Origin of the sequence: Frankia sp. AiPa1 (assembly GCF_023243075.1) — a bacterium.
Lineage (GTDB): Bacteria > Actinomycetota > Actinomycetes > Frankiales > Frankiaceae > Frankia.
Window position 1 is genome coordinate 1 of record NZ_JALKFZ020000099.1, and the last position, 17,469, is coordinate 17,469.

A 17,469-nucleotide genomic window follows, 5' to 3' on the forward strand; every position below is an offset into this window, starting at 1 on the left:
GGACTTCATGGCCGCCGCCCGGGCCAGCGGCGCCGGGCCGGTCGCCATCGCCGGCCGGCAGGTGCTGCCGAACGTCGCGCCCGCCCTGCTGGTGTACGCGACGAGCCTGGTCGGACTCGCGCTCGTCTTCGCCGGCGGCATGTCCTTCCTCGGCCTGGGGGTCGCACCACCGCAACCCGAATGGGGTCAGATGATCGCCGAGCAACGGCAGAACATGTACACCGCGCCCATGACCGCCCTCGTCCCGGCCATTGTCATCTTCCTGGCGTCGCTGGTGTTCAACCAGCTCGGGGACGCGCTGCGCGACCTGCTCGACGTCCGCCGCGAGGGCCGATGAGCGCCGCCCTGCGGATCAGCGACCTGCACACGACGTTCGGCTCCGGGGACGGCGCCGTGCGGGCGGTCCGCGGCATCGACCTGGAGATCGCGCCCGGCGGAACGTACGTCCTGCTCGGCGAATCCGGCAGCGGCAAGTCGGTGACCGCCCGCTCGATCCTGGGCCTGTACGGGCCGGCGGCGAAAGTCACCGGCAGTGTGTGCCTTGGCGCCGACGAGCTCATCACGATGGCGCCGCGACAGCTGCGCCAGGTGCGCGGCACCCGGCTCGGGCTGGTCCCGCAGGACCCGACCGGCGCGCTCGACCCGCTGCGCGGCATCGGCGCCCAGCTCGGCGAGGTCCTCGCCGTGCACGGCCTCGCCCCCGGCCGGGCTCAGCGGCGGGCGGCGGTGCTGCGCCTGCTGGCCAGCGTCGGCATCGCCGACCCGGCCCGGGTGGCCGCGTCCCGTCCGCACCAGCTCTCCGGCGGGATGCGGCAGCGGGCCGTCATCGCCATCGCGATCGCCGGCGAACCGGAGGTCCTCATCGCCGACGAACCGACGACCGCGCTGGACGTGACCGTCCAGGCCGCGGTGCTCGGGCTGATCCGCGACCTGCAGACCCGACACGGCATGGCCCTGCTCATGGTCACCCATGACGTCGGCGTCGCCGAGGAGCTCGGCGGCACCGTCGGGGTGATGTACGCCGGACGGCTGGTGGAGACCGGCCCGGCGCGCGAGGTGCTGCGTGACCCGCGCCATCCCTACACCCGCGGGCTGCTGGCGTCCCTGCCCGTGCCGGGAGTGGCACGCGGTGAGCTGCGGGTCATCCCCGGCCGGCCACCGCTGACCGGCGAGTCCGGGACGGGCTGCGCGTTCGCCCCGCGCTGTCCGCTCGCCGTCGCCTCGTGCCGGCACCGCCCACCGCCGCTGGTCGCGCTCGGCGCCGGCGGCCGAGCCGCCGCCTGCCCGGTGCTCAACGACGAACCCGTCGCGAAGGAGCTCGTCTCATGAGCACGCGGCCCCTGCTGGATGCCCAGGACCTGACCAAGACCTTCCGCGGCGGGGTGCGGGCGGTGTCCGGCGTGAGCCTCACCCTGGCGGCCGGCGAGACCCTGGGCATCGTCGGCGAATCCGGCTGCGGCAAGTCCACCACCGCGAAGATGCTGCTGCGCCTGCTCACCCCGGACTCGGGAAGCGTCCAGTTCGACGGCGCGGACGTGCACCGGCTGCGGGGCCGGGCGCTGCGCGAGCTGCGCCGCCGCCTGCAGGTGGTGCCGCAGAACCCGCAGACCAGCCTCAACCCGCGGCTGCGCCTCGCCGACTCGATCGCGTTCAACATGCGTGCGCACGGCTACGGCGCGGCCACCCGGGCCCGGCGGATCCCCGAGCTGCTCGATCGGGTGGGTCTGGACCCGTCCTACGCGCGGCGCTATCCCCACCAGCTTTCCGGCGGGCAGTTGCAGCGGGTGGCGATCGCCCGGGCCCTGGCCACCGAGCCGGAAGTGGTCGTCTGCGATGAGGCGGTCAGCGCACTGGACAAGAGCGTGCAGGCGCAGGTCCTCAATCTGCTGGCAGACCTACAGCTCGAGCTGGGGATCGCCTACCTGTTCATCAGCCACGACCTGGCGGTGGTCGAGCACATCTCCGACCGGGTGGCCGTGATGTACCTGGGCCGGGTGGTCGAGCAGGGACCCGCCCGCGCGCTGTGGGACGACCCGCGCCACCCGTACACCGCCACGTTGCTGTCGTCGGTGCCCGGACTCGGCCGCGAGCGGATCGTGCTGGCCGGCGAGCTGCCGAACCCGGCCGACCCGCCGTCCGGCTGCGGGTTCCGCACCCGGTGCCCCTGCGCCGTCGACGCGTGCGCGACCACCTGGCCGAACCTCACCGTGCGCGCACCCGACCACGTCGCCGCCTGCGTGCACCCCGACCCGCGCCGGCCCGCCAATGCCAATGCTGGCGCTGGCACTGGCACTGGTGCCAATGCCGGTGCCGGTGCCGGTGCCGGAAAATCCTGACCCCGCCATTCCCAGCTCCCTTCCTCGACATAGCTCCGGATTTCCTGGATTTCTTCAAACCATACCGTCCGTGTACAGATAATCTGCCATGCCCAAAAAGGGGCCACTGTGAGTCTGCTGTCCTGGCGGACGCGCCGGGTACGGTCCGCCGTGCCACGCCCGTTCGCACTCCCCCGCCGGCGGAAAACAGCCGCCGCCATCTGCGCGTCCGTGCTCGTTGTCGTGTCCCTGGCCGCGTGCGGCCCGGACGGCGGCGGCACGACCGCGTCGTCGAGTCAGTCCGGGGTTCTGACCATCGGCATGACCGCCGGGGACGTGCCGAATCTCGACACCATCCTGGCCAGCAGCCAGGGTTACGAGGGTTACCGTTTTGTCGGGAACTCGCTCTACGACGGCCTGACCAGGTTCGACCTGAAGCAGGGCACCGAGATCCCGAAGGTCGTCGGCGGGCTCGCCACCTCCTGGGACATCGACAAGGCCACCAACACGTGGACGTTCCACCTGCGCTCCGGGGTCACCTTCCACGACGGCACGCCCTTCGACGCCGACGCGGTCATCTTCAACTTCGACCGGTATCTCAACACGTCGGCACACCAGTACAACTCGGCCTTCGCCGCCACCGCCGCCAGCAGCGCCGCGGGAATCGCGTCCTACCGCAAGGTGGACGACTCCACCGTCGCCATCACCACCCGCGGGCCGTGGTCACATCTGGACAGCGACCTGGTCTTCCTCTACATCGCGAGCCCCACCGCGGTGAAGGCACACCCGAAGGACTTCTCGCTGCACCCCGTCGGCACCGGACCGTTCGTGTTCTCCTCCCTCGCCCGCGGCCAGCAGGTCACCTTCACCGCCAACCCGAACTACTGGGGCGGCGCGCCAAAGGTCGACAAGCTGGTCCTCAAGGCGATGCCGGACGTGGCCACCCGACTCGCGGCGCTGCGCTCCGGCGAGGTGAACTGGATCGAGGCGCCCAATCCGGACGACGTGGCGGGCCTGAAGAAGGACGGGTACCAGGTCCTCACCAACTCCTATGACCACGTCTGGCCGTGGATCTTCGACCTGACCCACAAACCGCTGGACGACCCGCGCGTCCGCCGGGCCCTCAACCTCGCCATCGACCGCCAGACCATGGCCAGCACCCTGCTCGACGGCACGGCCGAGCCCGCCGCCCAGCTCGCTCCCCGGGCCAACGGCGCCTATCGCGCGGCCAACGACACCTACAGCTACAACCTCACCGAGGCCAGGAAGCTGCTCGCCGAGGCCGGTGTCCCCAACGGGTTCTCGATGACGGTGTCCTATCCGACCTCCGGATCGGGCAACATGCAGCCGGGCCCGATGAACCAGCAACTCCAGAGCGACCTGGCCCGCATCGGGGTGCGGGTACAGCTCAAGCCGATCGAGTGGGCCGCGATGCTCACCTCGTTCAGCAGCGGAAAGATTCCGGACGGCGCCGACGCCATCAACATCTCGCTGACCTTCATCCAGGAAAGCATCTGGAGCACCTTGTTCGCCCCCGGCGCCCCGCTGAACGTCGGCCATTACAACGATCCGGCGGTCGGTGCCCTGCTCACCCAGGCGCAGAGCGAGTACGACCCCACCCGGCGCAACGCGCTCTACGCCGAGATCGTGAAGAAGATCGACGAGCAGTCACCGTGGCTCGTCGTGGTCAACGACCTCAATCCACGCGCGCTCGCCGCGGACGTCCACGGCTTCGTCCAGCCGAAGTCCTGGTTCGTCGACCTCACCACCGTTGCGGTGAACCCGACCTGATCCGCACCATCTGCCCTTTCCTGTCGCTGTCCGTTTCCGGTCCGGTCACGGATTCCTGCGGCTCCGCCGATTCCCATCCGAAACGAGGGGTTTCATGCCTGACAATGACCCGTCCGACCGCCAGAAGATCGAAGCACTGATTGCCATAAACGGCCTCACCCTGAATCCAGCGGAGGTCGAGGCGCTGGTGGCGGCCTATCCCACCGCCCGTGCCACCGTGGACCTGCTCTACGCGACGCCCGGCGTTCGCTACGAGGTGCCGGCCATGACCTACGACCCGAGGGTGTGAGCTGACCATGACCGAACTCGCCACCTCCCCCACCTCCCCCACCTCCCCCGCCCCAGACGCCAGCCCGGCCGGGAGCACCCAGCCCGGGGCCGCCCCGGCGGCGCTGACCCTCGCCGACGCCGCGGCCGCGCTGCGGGACGGCACGACGACCAGCGTCGAGCTCGTCCAGGCCGCGATCGCCGTCGCCGACGCACACGACGAGGCGGTGGGCATGTTCCTCGCCCGCTACACCGAGACCGCCCTGGCCGCGGCCGAGGCCGCCGACGCCGCGCTCGCCGCGGGTGCCGACGTCGGACCGCTGCACGGCCTGCCGCTGGGGATCAAGGACATCATCACCACCGCCGAGGGGCCGAGCACCGCCCAGAGCCTGGTGTTCGACTCGTCATCGATGTCCGGTGACGCCGTCGTCGTCAGCCGCCTGCGCGAGGCCGGCGGGATCATGATGGGCAAGCTGACGACGATGGAGTTCGCCATCGGCGCCCCCGACCCGGACAAGCCGTTTCCCATCCCGCGTAACCCGTGGAACCTCGACCACTGGGCGGGCGGTTCGAGCTCCGGCTCGGGCAGCTCGGTGGCGGCCGGCGCGGTGCTCGCCGCGCTCGGCACCGACACCGCCGGGTCGATCCGCATCCCCGCCGCGTTCTGCGGGGTCAGCGGCCTGATGGGAACCTTCGGCCGGGTGCCGAAGTCCGGCTGTGTCCCGCTGGGTTACAGCCTCGACCACATCGGCCCGCTGGCCCGTTCAGCCCGCGACTGCGCGCTGGTGTTCGACGTCCTCGCCGGGCCCCACCCCAGCGACCCGACCACCCTGGACGTGCCCACGACGCCGTGCGCCGCGGGTCTGACCGGCGACCTGACCGGCGTGCGGATCGGCGCCGATCGGCTGGCCTGGATGGCGGGCGAGCGCGAGGACCCGGCCGTCCCCGGTGCCTTCGACGAGGCGCTGGCCGCCCTCGCCCGCCGGGGCGCGGACATCATCGAGATCGACCTGCCGCTCTACGCCGAGCTCTCGGCCGCCGAGTGGGTGGTCATGCTCAGCGAGGCGTTCGCCTACCACCGTCCCGATCTTCAGGAACGGTGGGCGGACTATGGCGCCCCGACCCGGGAGATCCTCGCCACCGCGGTGTTCTACTCGGCGGCGGACCAGGTGCAGGCCCAGCGGGTGCGCCGCCTCGGCGCGAAGGCCCTGGCCGGCGCGTATGAGGACGTCGACCTGATCGTGACCCCGACGGCGTCCTGCGGCGCCCTCTCGTTCGCGGCGATGGCCGAGCGCGGCGTTCTCGACGCCATCGGCGCGATCCACACGGCCTACTGGGACATCACCGGCAACCCGGTGCTCAGCGTCCCGATGGGCTTCACCGCCGAAGGCCTGCCCCTCGGCCTGCAGATCGCCGGCCGCCCGTTCGAGGAGGCCCTGCTGCTGCGCGCCGGCGACGCCTACCAGCGGGAGTCGACCTGGCACCTACAGGCCCCGCCCCTCGGCCTCCCGGCCACCGGCTGAGGTACTCGGGGTGCGGCGAGCTCCCGTCCCCGCCGCACCCCGGTACACCGTCCACCCACCGCGCCCCGGCCCCGCGAAGCGGATCAGCCCGTGCCGCGATGGCCGGTGGGCGCCGTTCTGGAACGTTGGCGTGACACCGTGAGGGTCCGCCCTCGAAGCTCGCCGGCCTGAGGCCGGCTCTGAGAACCAGGAGCTCGATCGGAGATCGCGCTCGACGGACCCGATCCACCGCCCGTCCCACCGCTTTGCGCGCATTTATATCGCCACCAGCCGGGTGCGTCACAGGCGTCGGTAGATCTCTCGACGATGACCCACTCCCACGATGAGGACGACGAGGCGCCCGTCGCTGATGTCGTAGATGATCCGGTAGTCGCCAACCCGCAGGCGGTAGCGGTCGTCGTACCCTGAGATCTTCTTGATCTGCGCGTCGGGGCGTCGGGGATCGTCGCCAAGCATGGCGAGGGCCCGCAGAATGGTCAGCGCGGTCGGCTGTGGGAGGGCACGCAACTGCCTGACGGCAGGCTCACGCCAGTGGAACGCGTATTTCACGCGACGCCCTGATCCGGCTCCTCCGCGAAGACCACGGCGATGGCCTCGGCCATGGTGTAGGTGCGCGCGTGGGGGTTCGTCGCCAGGTCGCGATCGGCCTCGGCGGCGAGGTGCCGGTCCATCGCGTCCTCAAGCGCCGTGAAGTCCTCGATCGAGACGACTGCGGCCACAGCCTGGCCGTTACGGGTGATGACCGTGGGCGTACCGGACTGAGCCCGCGCGATGATCTCGGAGAAGTGGGCGCGGGCATCCCGCACGCTCAGCTCATCCTGATCGCCGTCCACGACACAAGTGTACCTGTGGATGTGTACACACCACCGGTGAAGAGCCGGCAGCGCTCACGCTGAACCGGCCCCCCGGTGGCATTCAGTGAACCGGGCCGGCGGCGCCGGCCTGGCCGAAGGGTGGCCTCGGCCAGACCGGCGGCGGTTCAGCCTGGTGCGCCCGGCCCTGGGTGGGCGATCGTCAGCGCATGGAGGCACGGGCGACAAGCCGGACCGAGGTGCCGCTCAGACGTTGAAGCCGAGGGCGCGGAGTTGTTCGCGGCCGTCGTCGGTGATCTTGTCGGGGCCCCACGGGGGCATCCAGACCCAGTTGATCTTCACGTCGGCGGCCAGGCCGCCGTCGGGGCCGTCGACGAGCGCGGAGCGGGTCTGGTCCTCGATGACGTCGGTCAGCGGGCAGGCCGCCGAGGTCAGCGTCATGTCGAGGGTGACGGTGTTGTCGTCGGCGACGTGAATGCCGTAGACGAGGCCGAGGTCGACGACGTTGATGCCGAGCTCGGGGTCGACGACGTCGCGCATCGCCTCCTCGATGTCATCGAACTCGGCGAGCTCCAGGTTCGCCGCCCGCTCCGCGACGGTTCCGGGCTGTTCCCCGGTGGACACGCCACCGGTGGGCAGGTCCACGTCGGGGCTCGGCGCGCCGCCGGCGGTGGGGCCGGTGGGATCGGGGTCGAGGGCCGGCCGCGGGGATCCGGCCGGGCCGGGGGCATCCGTGGGCTGCGCACGGGTGTCGGTCACCGCGTCGCTCATGGCTTCTCCTGCTCCGGTACGTCGATGTCGACGGGGGACGCGTGCGCCGATGCCGCGGGGGACGCCACCGCCGGCTCCATGGCCTTCGCGGTGGCGTCCTTCCAGGCCATCCAGGACAGCAGGGCGCACTTGACCCGGGCAGGGTACTTGGAGACGCCGGCGAACGCGATCGCGTCCTGGAGCACCTCCTCGTCGCCTTCGGCGGTGCCGCGGGACTGCATGAGCGCCAGGAACTCGCGCTCGAGTTCCATCGCGTCGTCGATCTTCTTGCCGATCACCAGGTCGCTCATCACGCTCGCCGAGGCCTGGCTGATCGAGCAGCCCTCGCTCTCGTACGAGACGTCCTCGACCACACCGTCGACCACCTTCACCCGCAGGGTGACCTCGTCCCCGCAGGTGGGGTTGACATGGTGCACCTCGGCGTCGAACGGGTCGCGCAGCCCGCGGTGCAGCGGGTTGCGGTAGTGGTCCAGGATGATCTCCTGGTACATGGAATCCAGATTCACCTCGAGAAGAACCTCCGGACCCCGTGCAGACCTTCCACCAGCGCGTCGACCTCGGCGGTCGTCGTGTACAGGTGGAAGGAGGCCCGGGTCGTCGCGGGAATGCCGAAACGCAGGCAGACCGGCCGCGCACAGTGGTGGCCGACCCGCACCGCGATGCCGCGCTCGTCCAGCAGCTGGCCGACGTCATGCGGGTGGATGTTGCGCCCGGAGTCGTCGGTGAGCACGAACGAGATCGCGCCGCCCCGGTCCTGCGCCGTCGGCGGACCGATGATCCGCAGGCCCGGCACGGAACCCAGGGCGTCCAGCGCGTAGGTGGTGATGGCGTGCTCGTGGGCGGCGATCGCCGGCATGCCGAGCGCGCTCAGGTAGTCGACGGCCGCGCCGAGGCCGACGACCTGGCTGATCATCGGGGTACCGGCCTCGAAGCGGTGCGGCGGGGGCGCGTACGTCGACGCCTCCATCGTCACGACCTCGATCATCTCGCCGCCGCCGAGGAACGGGGGCATGACCTCGAGCAGCTCGTAGCGGCCCCAGAGCACCCCGACGCCGGTCGGCGCGCACATCTTGTGGCCGGTGAAGGCGAGGAAGTCCACCCCGAGCGCGGTCACGTCGATCGGCAGGTGCGGCACCGACTGGGATCCGTCGAGGACCGTGAGCGCGCCGACCTCGCGGGCCCGGGCGACGATCCGCTCGACCGGGTTCACGGTGCCGAGGATGTTCGACTGGTGCACCATCGAGACGACCTTGGTCCGCTCGGTGATGATGCTGTCGAGATCGTCGAGCGCGAGGCGGCCGTCGTCGGTCAGGCCGATCCAGCGCAGGGTGGCGCCGGTGCGTCGGGCGAGCATCTGCCAGGGCACCAGGTTGGAGTGGTGCTCCATCTCGGTGACGACGATCTCGTCGCCAGGGCCGATCCGGAACCGCTCGGCCTCGGCGCCGGTCGTCTCGGCGTTGCTCATCGCGTAGGCGACCAGGTTGAGGGCCTCGGTCGAGTTCTTGGTGAACGTGACCTCGCGCCGGTCGGTCGCGCCGATGAACGCGGCGACCGTGTCCCGGGTCGCCTCGTAGGCCGCGGTGGCCTCCTCGGCGAGCACGTGGATGCCGCGGTGCACATTGGCGTTGTGCTGCTCGTAGTAGGTGCGCTCGGCGTCGAGGACGGCGAGCGGCTTCTGCGAGGTGGCGGCGCTGTCGAGGTAGACCAGCGGCAGGCCGTCATGCACGGTGCGGGCGAGGATCGGGAAGTCCTTGCGGACCGCGTCGACGTCGTAGCCGATGCTCCCAGCCGCCGAGGTGCTGGTGGCCGCCCCGGCGGCCGAGGTGCGCGCGGCGTCAACGGCGCCGACGAGGCGGGGATCGGTGACGGTCATGACACGGCTCCCGCCCCGGCTGGCGTCACGGCCGCGGCGGCACCGCCCTTGACGTAACGGTCGTAGCCGCCGTCCTCGAGCACGGCCGCGAGCTCCGGCCCGCCCTCGTCGACGATGCGGCCGGCGGTCATCACGTGGACGAACTCGGGCTTGATGTAGCGCAGGATGCGGGTGTAGTGCGTGATCAGCAGGATGCCGGTCTCGCCCCGGGCACGCACCGCCTCGACGCCGCCGGAGACGATGCGCAGCGCGTCGACGTCGAGGCCGGAGTCGGTCTCGTCCAGGACGGCGATCTTCGGCTTGAGCAGTGCCATCTGCAGCACCTCGTGGCGCTTCTTCTCGCCGCCGGAGAAGCCCTCGTTGACGCCGCGCTCGGCGAACGCCGGGTCGATCTCCAGATCCGCCATGGCGGTCTTCACTTCCTTGACCCAGGTGCGCAGCTTCGGTGCCTCGCCGCGCACGGCCGTGGCCGAGGAGCGCAGGAAGTTCGACACCGACACCCCGGGGATCTCCACCGGGTACTGCATGGCCAGGAAGACACCGGCGCGGGCACGGGCGTCGACGCTCATCGCGAGGAGGTCCTCGCCGTCGAGTGTGATGCTGCCGTCGGTCACGATGTACTTGGGGTGGCCCGCGATCGCGTAGGACAGGGTCGACTTGCCCGACCCGTTCGGCCCCATGATCGCGTGGGTCTCGCCCTTGCGGACGGTGAGGTCGACCCCGCGCAGGATCTCGCGCGGCCCCTCCTCAGTCTCCACCGAGACGTGCAGGTTGCGAATCTCCAAGGTCGACACCGCGGTCGTCACCCTCGTTCCGGGCTCGTGTCTGCGACGGTGACGAGCACGTCGTCGCCGTCGATGGTCACTGGGTAGGTGGGCACCGGGTCGATCGCCGGCAGGGTCAGCGGCACACCCGTGGCCAGGTCGAACTGGGACCCGTGCAACCAGCACTCGATCTTGCCGTCCTCGACCTCGCCGGCCGAGAGCGCGACGTCGGCGTGCGAGCACTCGTCGCGCAGCGCGTAGACGGTGCCACCCGTGCGCACGACACACACCGGCACGCCGGAGATCTCGACGCCGAGGGCCGTGTCCTCGGCCAGTTCCGCGAGGGAACAGACCCGGTGCTGCTGGGGGACGGCCGAGGTCCCGGCCGTCGCGGCGCTCACGTCGGCGCCCCGGCGGCGGCCGGCTCGGCCGGGCCGGCCAGGTCGGATGTCTCGGTCGGGTCGGCGCCATCCGGCAGCTCGGACTCGCCGAGGCGGGCGGAGACCGAGACCATGATCCGATCGTGCAGCTCGGGCACGTCGATCCGGTCGATGACCTCGGCGAAGAAACCGTGCACGACGAGCCGGCGGGCCTCGGCCGGCGGGATGCCGCGGGACTGCAGGTAGAACAGGGCCTCATCGTCGAAGCGGCCGGTGGCGCTGGCATGCCCGGCACCGACGACCTCGCCGGTGAGGATCTCCAGGTTCGGCACCGAGTCGGCGCGGGCGCCGTCGGTGAGCACCAGGTTGCGGTTGAGCTCGTAGGTGTCGGTGTCGACCGCGTCCGCACCGATGACGACGTCGCCGATCCAGACCGCGTGCGCCGACTCGCCGCGCAGCGCGCCCTTGTAGGTCACCCGGCTGCGGCACGACCGCGCCTCGTGCGTGACCAGCAGGCGGTGCTCCTGGTGCTGGCCGGCATCGGTGAAGAACACGCCGTAGAGCTCGGCGTCGCCGCCGGGGCCGCGGTAGTCGACGGTCGGGTTGAGCCGGACGAGATCGCCACCCAGGGTCACGATAAACGAGCGCAGCGTCGCATCCCGGCCGACGGAGAACGCGTGCGCGCCGAGGTGCACGGTGCCCGGGTCCCAGTCCTGCACGGATATGACGGTGAGCGAGGCGCCGTGGCCGACATACACCTCGACGTTGCCGGCGTAGGTGGCGCTGCCGGTGTGGTCGAGCACGACGGTGCCGGACGCGAACGGCCCGGCCTCGATCACCAGGTGGCCGTAGGCGACCCCGGCGGCGCTGGCGGCACCGGCGGCGTTCGCCGGGCCCTCGCCGTGCAGGCGCACCACGACCGGCTCGGTGAGCGCGGCCTCCGCCGGGATCGTGACGGCGGTGGCCCCACCGGCACGGGCGGTCGCGAACGCGGCCACCCGGTCGGCGGGGGTGAGCACCCGGCCGATGCGGGCGTCGACGGCGTCGAGCCGCTCGACGGCGACCCCGTCCGGTGCCTGGACCGTGACCGTGACCCGGCCGTCGGCCTCGGGGCCGCTCGGCAGGCCACGCAGGCGGCGCAACGGGGTGAACCGCCACGCCTCCTCGCGCCCGGTGGGGACCACATGGTCCTGCGGGTCACGGGAACGCACCGGGCGGGGCACGGCTCCGGCGGCCGCCGGGGGACGCCCGGTGGCATCAATGACGGCCATCAGCCGACCGCGCCTTCCATCTGCAGCTCGATGAGACGGTTGAGTTCGAGCGCGTATTCCATCGGCAGTTCGCGGGCGATGGGCTCGACGAAGCCGCGCACGACCATCGCCATCGCCTCCTCCTCCGACAGACCGCGGCTCATCAGGTAGAACAGCTGGTCCGCGCCGACCTTGGACACGCTCGCCTCATGGCCGATGGACGCGTCGTCCTCGCGCACGTCGACGTACGGGTAGGTGTCGGAGCGGCTGATCGTGTCGACGAGCAGCGCGTCGCACTTGACGGTGGACCTCGACGCCGCCGAGCCCTCGTTGATCTGCACGAGGCCGCGGTAGGAGGTGCGACCGCCGCCGCGAGCCACCGACTTGGAGATGATCGTCGAGGAGGTGTGCGGCGCCGCGTGCACCATCTTGGCGCCGGCGTCCTGGTGCTGCCCGGGGCCGGCGAACGCGATCGAGAGGACCTCGCCCTTGGCGTGCTCGCCGAGCATCCACACGGCCGGGTATTTCATCGTCACCTTGGAGCCGATGTTGCCGTCGACCCACTCCATCGTGGCGCCGGCATGGCAGGCCGCCCGCTTGGTGACCAGGTTGTAGACGTTGTTCGACCAGTTCTGGATGGTCGTGTACCGGCAGCGCGCGTTCTTCTTCACGACGATCTCGACGACGGCCGAGTGCAGCGAGTCCGAGGAGTAGACGGGCGCGGTGCAGCCCTCGACGTAGTGCACGTAAGCGCCCTCGTCGACGATGATCAGCGTCCGCTCGAACTGGCCCATGTTCTCGGTGTTGATCCGGAAGTAGGCCTGCAGCGGGATCTCGACCTGCACGCCCGGCGGCACGTAGATGAACGACCCGCCCGACCACACCGACGTGTTCAGCGCCGCGAACTTGTTGTCGCCGACCGGGATGACCGAGCCGAAGTACTCCTGGAACAGCTCCGGGTACTCCCGCAGGCCGGAGTCGGTGTCCAGGAAGATGACGCCCTGCTCCTCAAGATCCTCACGGATCTTGTGGTAGACGACCTCGGACTCGTACTGGGCGGCAACCCCGGAAATCAGGCGCTGCTTCTCCGCCTCCGGGATACCGAGCCGGTCGTAGGTGGCCCGGATGTCGTCGGGCAGGTCCTCCCACTCGGCGGCCTGCTTCTCGGTGGAACGGACGAAGTACTTGATGTTGTCGAAATGGATACCCGAGAGATCGGCGCCCCAGGTGGGCATCGGCTTGCGCTCGAACAGGCGCAGGCCCTTCAGGCGCAGATCGGTCATCCACGACGGCTCGGACTTCTTCGCCGAGATGCCGCGGACGACCGCCTCGGACAGGCCGCGCTCCACGTCAGCGGCGTAGGCGTCGGTATCAGACCAGCCGAACCGGTAGGAACCAAGGCCCTCAAGGGCGGTCTCGGCAGAGGTGGTCATGGGGCGGAACCTTCCGAAGACGGTGATGGTGGACAGGTCGTCGGGGGTGGCGGGCCCGCCGGGACATGGGTCGTGCAGACGCCGTCGCCATGGGCGATCGTCGCCAGACGCTGCACATGGGTGTCGAGCACCCGGGCGAGCGCCGCGGTCTCCGCGTCGCAGAGCGCCGGAAAGCGCTCGGCGACGAACTGGACCGGGCAGTGGTGCTGGCAGATCTGCAGGCCGGTCGGCAGCTCCGAGACGCTGGCGGTGTAACCGGCCGCCGTCATCGCCTCGGCCAGCGCCGCCGGCCGCTCCTCGGGTGACGCGGCGACGACCGCCGAGCGCACCCGGCGCTCCAGGTCGACCGCGCGACTGTCGGCGAACTCGCTGATCGCCGATGGCCCGGCCACCTCCGCGAGGAACCGCAGGGCACCGGCGGCCAGATCCGAATAGGCGGTCGGGCCGGCCTGGTGGCCGGCCTCGGTCAGCGCGTAGCGCCGGGCCGGACGACCTCGGCCCCTCGGGCCATGGGGACGGGTCTCGATCGGTGTGATGACGCCGTCGCCGACCATCGCGTCGAGGTGCCGGCGGATGCCCGCCGGCGAGACGCCCAGCCGACGGGACAGCTCGGCCGCCGTGGCCGACCCGCCCTCCAGCAGACGACGCACGACCCGGTCACGGGTGCGGCCGTCCGCCGTCCCGCCCGAGGCATCGTGGTCGTTTTTCACAACGCCAGTGTGCCCTATTTCCGGGACGCGGTCGAACGCAGCTTCCCCGATCCGTCACTTCTGGGAGCCGATCTGCGTCACATCCACGACGACCTCGCCGGCACTACCGCGCCCGGGCGCCCTCATCCCCCCGCGACCAGGCGTCTGTAGCGCCCCGCACGTACTCGACGATGCAGGTACAAACACAACATCCCCCCACTGCCCGCACCTCGATGACCTCTCCCGCCTGGGCGCTGACAGACTGGTCACACCATCGTGCCCGGCGCCCCCACACGGCACCGGCGGACATCCATGACCGGCAGGCCCGCACCACCGGCGGACATCGGTACCGGCGCAGGCGGGCGATACCGGCAGGCGGGCAGCGTCCCGGGGGCACGACCGGCGAGCGCGGAGGCGGCGAAGCAGATGCGGGCGGGACCACGGCAGGACGTACTCACCCGGTTCACCCGGCTCACCCGGCTCACCCGAGCAGGCGCGCTCGGGCGAGCACTGGTCGGACTCGGCCTGGTCACGGTCTGCGCGGCCACCGCGGCCGGATGCAGCGGCGGAAGTGGCGGAGGTGGCGGCGGTGGCGGGAAGAACAACGGCCTGGAGGGGCTGCCAGCCAGCGAGGTCGGCACCCGCGCGATCGCCGCGCTGCGCACCGCACCCGGAGTGCACCTCACCGGTGCCGTGTCCGACCCGAGCTCCACCGCACCGTCCGAATACGACCTGGTGATGTCCGCCACGACGACCAGCGGCACCATCGAGGAGTACGGCCAGCAGACCCAGCTCATCACGATCAAGTCCGACACCTACGTACGGCGGGCCCGGTCCTACTACACCGCCACCGGGGACTCCGCCGCGGCGGACCTGCTCGCCGACCGCTGGGTGCGGCTCGCCGCCACCGACGCGTCCAAGTACAGCTACTTCACCCTCGGCCGCTTCAGCGACTCGCTGCGCGACTTCCCGCCAGCCCTGGCCGGCAAGGCCGAGCAGGAGAAGGTGGACGGCCAGCGCGCCGTACGCGTCCGTTCCTCCGACGGCACGACCTTCGAGGTCGCGAACACCGGCCCCGCCTACCCGCTGCGGATCACCCTCACCGGCAACTCGACCACCCGGCTGCGTCTGAGTGACTTCCGCGCCCCCTCCGCCGTCAGCTCCCCGAACTCCCCCATCGACCTGTCCAGCATCGGCTAAAGGGCTGCCTCCCTCCTCACCCGCCGAGAAACCGTCTCCACCGAGGAACCATCTCCCCGCGAGGGACCGTCACCCGCCGAGGGACCGACACCCGCCGAGGGACCGACATTCTCCGAGGGCCTCCATCCGCTGAGGGCCGTCGCCTCCCGCAGCCCGCCAACCCGACCCAGCTCGACCTGGCCCATGATCGCCACACCACGCAGCTGGCCATCGAGCAAGATCCGCACAAGTAGGTCGTCGTGGGGGGCAAATCGGACACGAACACCCCCATGGCGACCTATTTGGATCTTGACCTTCGCGACGCCGCCACAGAGGGTGACGGCTGACCGCAGAGGACCCGCGTCGAGCCCGACGAGGCGGAAGAGCGGCCAACGGATGACGGCACAGCCCGACACCCGCCGGCAGAGTCACAGGAATGCCACGTTCCACCGCCGCTTCACCAACAGGCCTCGGCTGGCTTCGCCGCGCGAGCGGCCGTGATGCGGGCCGCTCGTGTGGCCGTCGGTTGGGCCAGAATCAGACCACAGCGGACTGTGAACGGCCGACGCCGGACCGGGTACGGCCTACGGCCTACGGCCCGAGGGCAGTGAACACCGACCGCGGTGGACCGCAAACAGGCGGTGGACAGCCGACGGTGTGGACAGCCGACGGTGGTGTGGACGGACGGTGGCGTGGGCGGAAGGCGGGCGATGGCTGGTCGGGCGCAGGACCAGGGTCGCGGTGCGGTGGTGGCGGCCATCGACCAGGGGACGACCGGGACGACGGTGTGCCTGCTGGACGGGCGGGCGGTGGTCGTCGGCCGCGCGTACACACCGGTGCATCCGAGTTTCCCGAGACCAGGCTGGGTCGAGCAGGATCCTGAGGAGCTCTGGCGCAGCGTCGTCGCCACGGTCGCCGCCGCGCTGGCGGACGCGGGTCGCGAGTCCGCCGATCTGGCCGCGCTCGGGATCACCAACCAGCGGGAGACCTCGCTGGTCTGGGATCGGCGCACCTCGGACCCGGTATACCCGGCGATCGTCTGGCAGGACAGGCGTACCGCCACACACTGTGAACGGCTGGCGGCCGACGGGCAGGGTCCGTGGGTGGCCGAGCGCAGTGGCCTGGTCCTCGACCCGTACTTCTCCGCCACGAAGATCGCCTGGATCCTCGACCGGGATCCGGAGCTGCGCCGCCGGGCCCGGCGCGGCGAGCTCGCCGTCGGCACGGTCGACTCCTGGCTGATCTGGCGGCTCACCGGCGGCAGCACGCACGTCACCGATGTCACCAACGCGTCCCGCACCCAGCTGTTGAACCTGGCCACCGGGACCTGGGACGACGATCTGCTGGCCCTGTTCGACGTGCCGGGTGAGCTGCTGCCGGCTGTGGTGCCGAGTTCGAGGGTGTACGCGGCGACGGATCCGGCGGCCTTCCTCGGCGTGCGGGTGCCGGTCGCGGCGGCCGTCGGCGACCAGCAGGCAGCGCTGTTCGCCCAGGGTGCCCACACGCCCGGACAGGCGAAGAACACCTACGGCACCGGGTCGTTCGTCCTGGTCAACACGGGTGCGACCGTGCCGGAACCGGCCGCGGCCGCGTCGGCGGGGCTGCTGCGCACGGCCGCCTACCAGCTTGACGGCGAGCCGGTGCGGTATGCCCTGGAGGGCGCGATCCTGTCCACCGGGTCGGCCGTGGCCTGGCTGCGCGACTCCCTCGGCATCGTGCGCGACGTGGCCGAGACGGCCGAGCTCGCCGCCTCCCTGACGGGCAACGACGGGGTGTTCTTCGTCCCGGCACTTGCCGGGCTCGGCGCTCCGCACTGGGATCCCCGGGCTCGCGGCACCCTGCTTGGCATCACCCGTGGCACCACCCGGGCCCACCTGGCCCGCGCGGTGCTGGAGGGCATCGCCTACCGGACCCGCGACGTTGTCGAGGCGATGGCCGCCGCCGGCTTCGCGGTGACCGAGCTTCGCGCCGATGGCGGCGCCGCCCGCAACTCCTGGCTGATGCAGTTCCAGGCCGACGTCCTCGGCGTCGACGTCGACGTCCCCGACAACATCGAGACCACCGCACTGGGCTCGGCCTACCTCGCGGGCCTGGCCACCGGCTTCTTCCCCGACCTGGACGCCCTGGCGATCCTGCGCCGCAGCGCCGACCGCTACCACCCAGCGACGACGATGGCGCACGAACGGAATTACCGCCGCTGGCAGGTGGCTGTCGAGCGCTCCCGTTCCTGGGCGCTCGACAGCGACGACGAACGCTAGGCCGACCGCGACGAGGACGACCTCCGAGCGTTCGCTCCCAGCGGCGCCTGAGGACGGCGCCGGATGCTCCTTGACAGCAGTTCGTGACAATTTTCACATGGGACCGCTACCGTCAGCATCCGCACTTGCTCACCATGATCATTATGTCCGGTCCTGCGGTCGCG

18 protein-coding genes are annotated in these 17,469 nt (G+C 71.1%); 8 read left to right on the forward strand and 10 right to left on the reverse strand.

What is annotated here, in order from left to right:
• The 6 genes from MXD95_RS08180 to MXD95_RS08205 all read left to right on the forward strand — a co-directional run.
• Nucleotides 1-337, forward strand: a 337-nt coding sequence (locus MXD95_RS08180; RefSeq protein WP_250639939.1) for an ABC transporter permease, incomplete at its 5' end; no start/stop codon positions are given.
• A complete protein-coding gene (locus MXD95_RS08185) occupies nt 334-1,329 on the forward strand; it encodes an ABC transporter ATP-binding protein (protein ID WP_250639940.1) in 996 nt (331 codons plus the stop codon). The genes MXD95_RS08180 and MXD95_RS08185, both read left to right, overlap by 4 nt.
• A complete protein-coding gene (locus MXD95_RS08190; protein ID WP_250639941.1) occupies nt 1,326-2,336 on the forward strand; it encodes an ABC transporter ATP-binding protein in 1,011 nt (336 codons plus the stop codon). Before MXD95_RS08185 ends, MXD95_RS08190 begins: the two co-directional genes overlap by 4 nt.
• A gap of 108 nt (nt 2,337-2,444) precedes the next feature.
• Entirely contained in the window at nt 2,445-4,106 is a 1,662-nt protein-coding gene (locus MXD95_RS08195; RefSeq protein WP_250639942.1) for an ABC transporter substrate-binding protein, read from the forward strand.
• 94 nt (nt 4,107-4,200) lie between these two features.
• The gene (locus tag MXD95_RS08200) at nt 4,201-4,395 is read left to right on the forward strand and encodes a hypothetical protein (RefSeq protein ID WP_250639943.1); all 195 of its coding nucleotides are present in this window, start codon (nt 4,201-4,203) and stop codon (nt 4,393-4,395) included.
• Nucleotides 4,396-4,402: 7 nt separating this feature from the next.
• Nucleotides 4,403-5,896 carry an amidase gene (locus tag MXD95_RS08205; RefSeq protein WP_250639944.1) on the forward strand — a complete coding sequence of 498 codons (1,494 nt, stop codon included), beginning with the start codon at nt 4,403-4,405 and terminating at the stop codon, nt 5,894-5,896.
• Between the two features lie 279 nt (nt 5,897-6,175).
• On the opposite strand, the gene MXD95_RS08210 is transcribed toward MXD95_RS08205, so the two are convergent.
• The 10 genes from MXD95_RS08210 to MXD95_RS08255 form a co-directional block, all read right to left on the reverse strand.
• The gene (locus tag MXD95_RS08210; RefSeq protein WP_250639945.1) at nt 6,176-6,445 is read right to left on the reverse strand and encodes a type II toxin-antitoxin system RelE family toxin; all 270 of its coding nucleotides are present in this window, start codon (nt 6,443-6,445) and stop codon (nt 6,176-6,178) included.
• Complete coding sequence (locus tag MXD95_RS08215; RefSeq protein ID WP_250639946.1) at nt 6,442-6,729, reverse strand: type II toxin-antitoxin system Phd/YefM family antitoxin; 288 nt, start codon at nt 6,727-6,729, stop codon at nt 6,442-6,444. Before MXD95_RS08215 ends, MXD95_RS08210 begins: the two co-directional genes overlap by 4 nt.
• Nucleotides 6,730-6,954: 225 nt before the next feature.
• Complete coding sequence (locus tag MXD95_RS28880; protein WP_308301465.1) at nt 6,955-7,479, reverse strand: metal-sulfur cluster assembly factor; 525 nt, start codon at nt 7,477-7,479, stop codon at nt 6,955-6,957.
• Entirely contained in the window at nt 7,476-7,985 is a 510-nt protein-coding gene (gene sufU, locus MXD95_RS08225; RefSeq protein WP_250639947.1) for a Fe-S cluster assembly sulfur transfer protein SufU, read from the reverse strand. Before sufU ends, MXD95_RS28880 begins: the two co-directional genes overlap by 4 nt.
• The gene (locus tag MXD95_RS08230) at nt 7,982-9,352 is read right to left on the reverse strand and encodes a cysteine desulfurase (RefSeq protein ID WP_251077996.1); all 1,371 of its coding nucleotides are present in this window, start codon (nt 9,350-9,352) and stop codon (nt 7,982-7,984) included. Before MXD95_RS08230 ends, sufU begins: the two co-directional genes overlap by 4 nt.
• Nucleotides 9,349-10,146 carry a Fe-S cluster assembly ATPase SufC gene (gene sufC / locus MXD95_RS08235; protein WP_250639948.1) on the reverse strand — a complete coding sequence of 266 codons (798 nt, stop codon included), beginning with the start codon at nt 10,144-10,146 and terminating at the stop codon, nt 9,349-9,351. The genes MXD95_RS08230 and sufC overlap by 4 nt, the downstream gene beginning before the upstream one ends.
• 8 nt (nt 10,147-10,154) lie before the next feature.
• Nucleotides 10,155-10,517 (reverse strand): non-heme iron oxygenase ferredoxin subunit, encoded by a 363-nt coding sequence (locus tag MXD95_RS08240; protein ID WP_250639949.1) that lies wholly within the window; start codon nt 10,515-10,517, stop codon nt 10,155-10,157.
• Nucleotides 10,514-11,767, reverse strand: coding sequence for a Fe-S cluster assembly protein SufD (gene sufD / locus MXD95_RS08245; RefSeq protein WP_250639950.1), 1,254 nt, complete (start codon nt 11,765-11,767; stop codon nt 10,514-10,516). Before sufD ends, MXD95_RS08240 begins: the two co-directional genes overlap by 4 nt.
• Nucleotides 11,767-13,179: a Fe-S cluster assembly protein SufB gene (gene sufB / locus MXD95_RS08250; RefSeq protein WP_250639951.1), complete on the reverse strand. Its 1,413-nt coding sequence runs from the start codon at nt 13,177-13,179 to the stop codon at nt 11,767-11,769. Before sufB ends, sufD begins: the two co-directional genes overlap by 1 nt.
• A complete protein-coding gene (locus tag MXD95_RS08255) occupies nt 13,176-13,889 on the reverse strand; it encodes a helix-turn-helix transcriptional regulator (protein WP_250639952.1) in 714 nt (237 codons plus the stop codon). The genes sufB and MXD95_RS08255 overlap by 4 nt, the downstream gene beginning before the upstream one ends.
• A gap of 405 nt (nt 13,890-14,294) precedes the next feature.
• Here MXD95_RS08255 and MXD95_RS08260 point away from each other — a divergent pair, with 405 nt between their 5' ends.
• Nucleotides 14,295-15,068 carry a hypothetical protein gene (locus MXD95_RS08260; protein ID WP_250639953.1) on the forward strand — a complete coding sequence of 258 codons (774 nt, stop codon included), beginning with the start codon at nt 14,295-14,297 and terminating at the stop codon, nt 15,066-15,068.
• A gap of 689 nt (nt 15,069-15,757) precedes the next feature.
• Entirely contained in the window at nt 15,758-17,305 is a 1,548-nt protein-coding gene (glpK, locus tag MXD95_RS08265) for a glycerol kinase GlpK (RefSeq protein ID WP_250639954.1), read from the forward strand.
• Nucleotides 17,306-17,469: the final 164 nt, after the last annotated feature.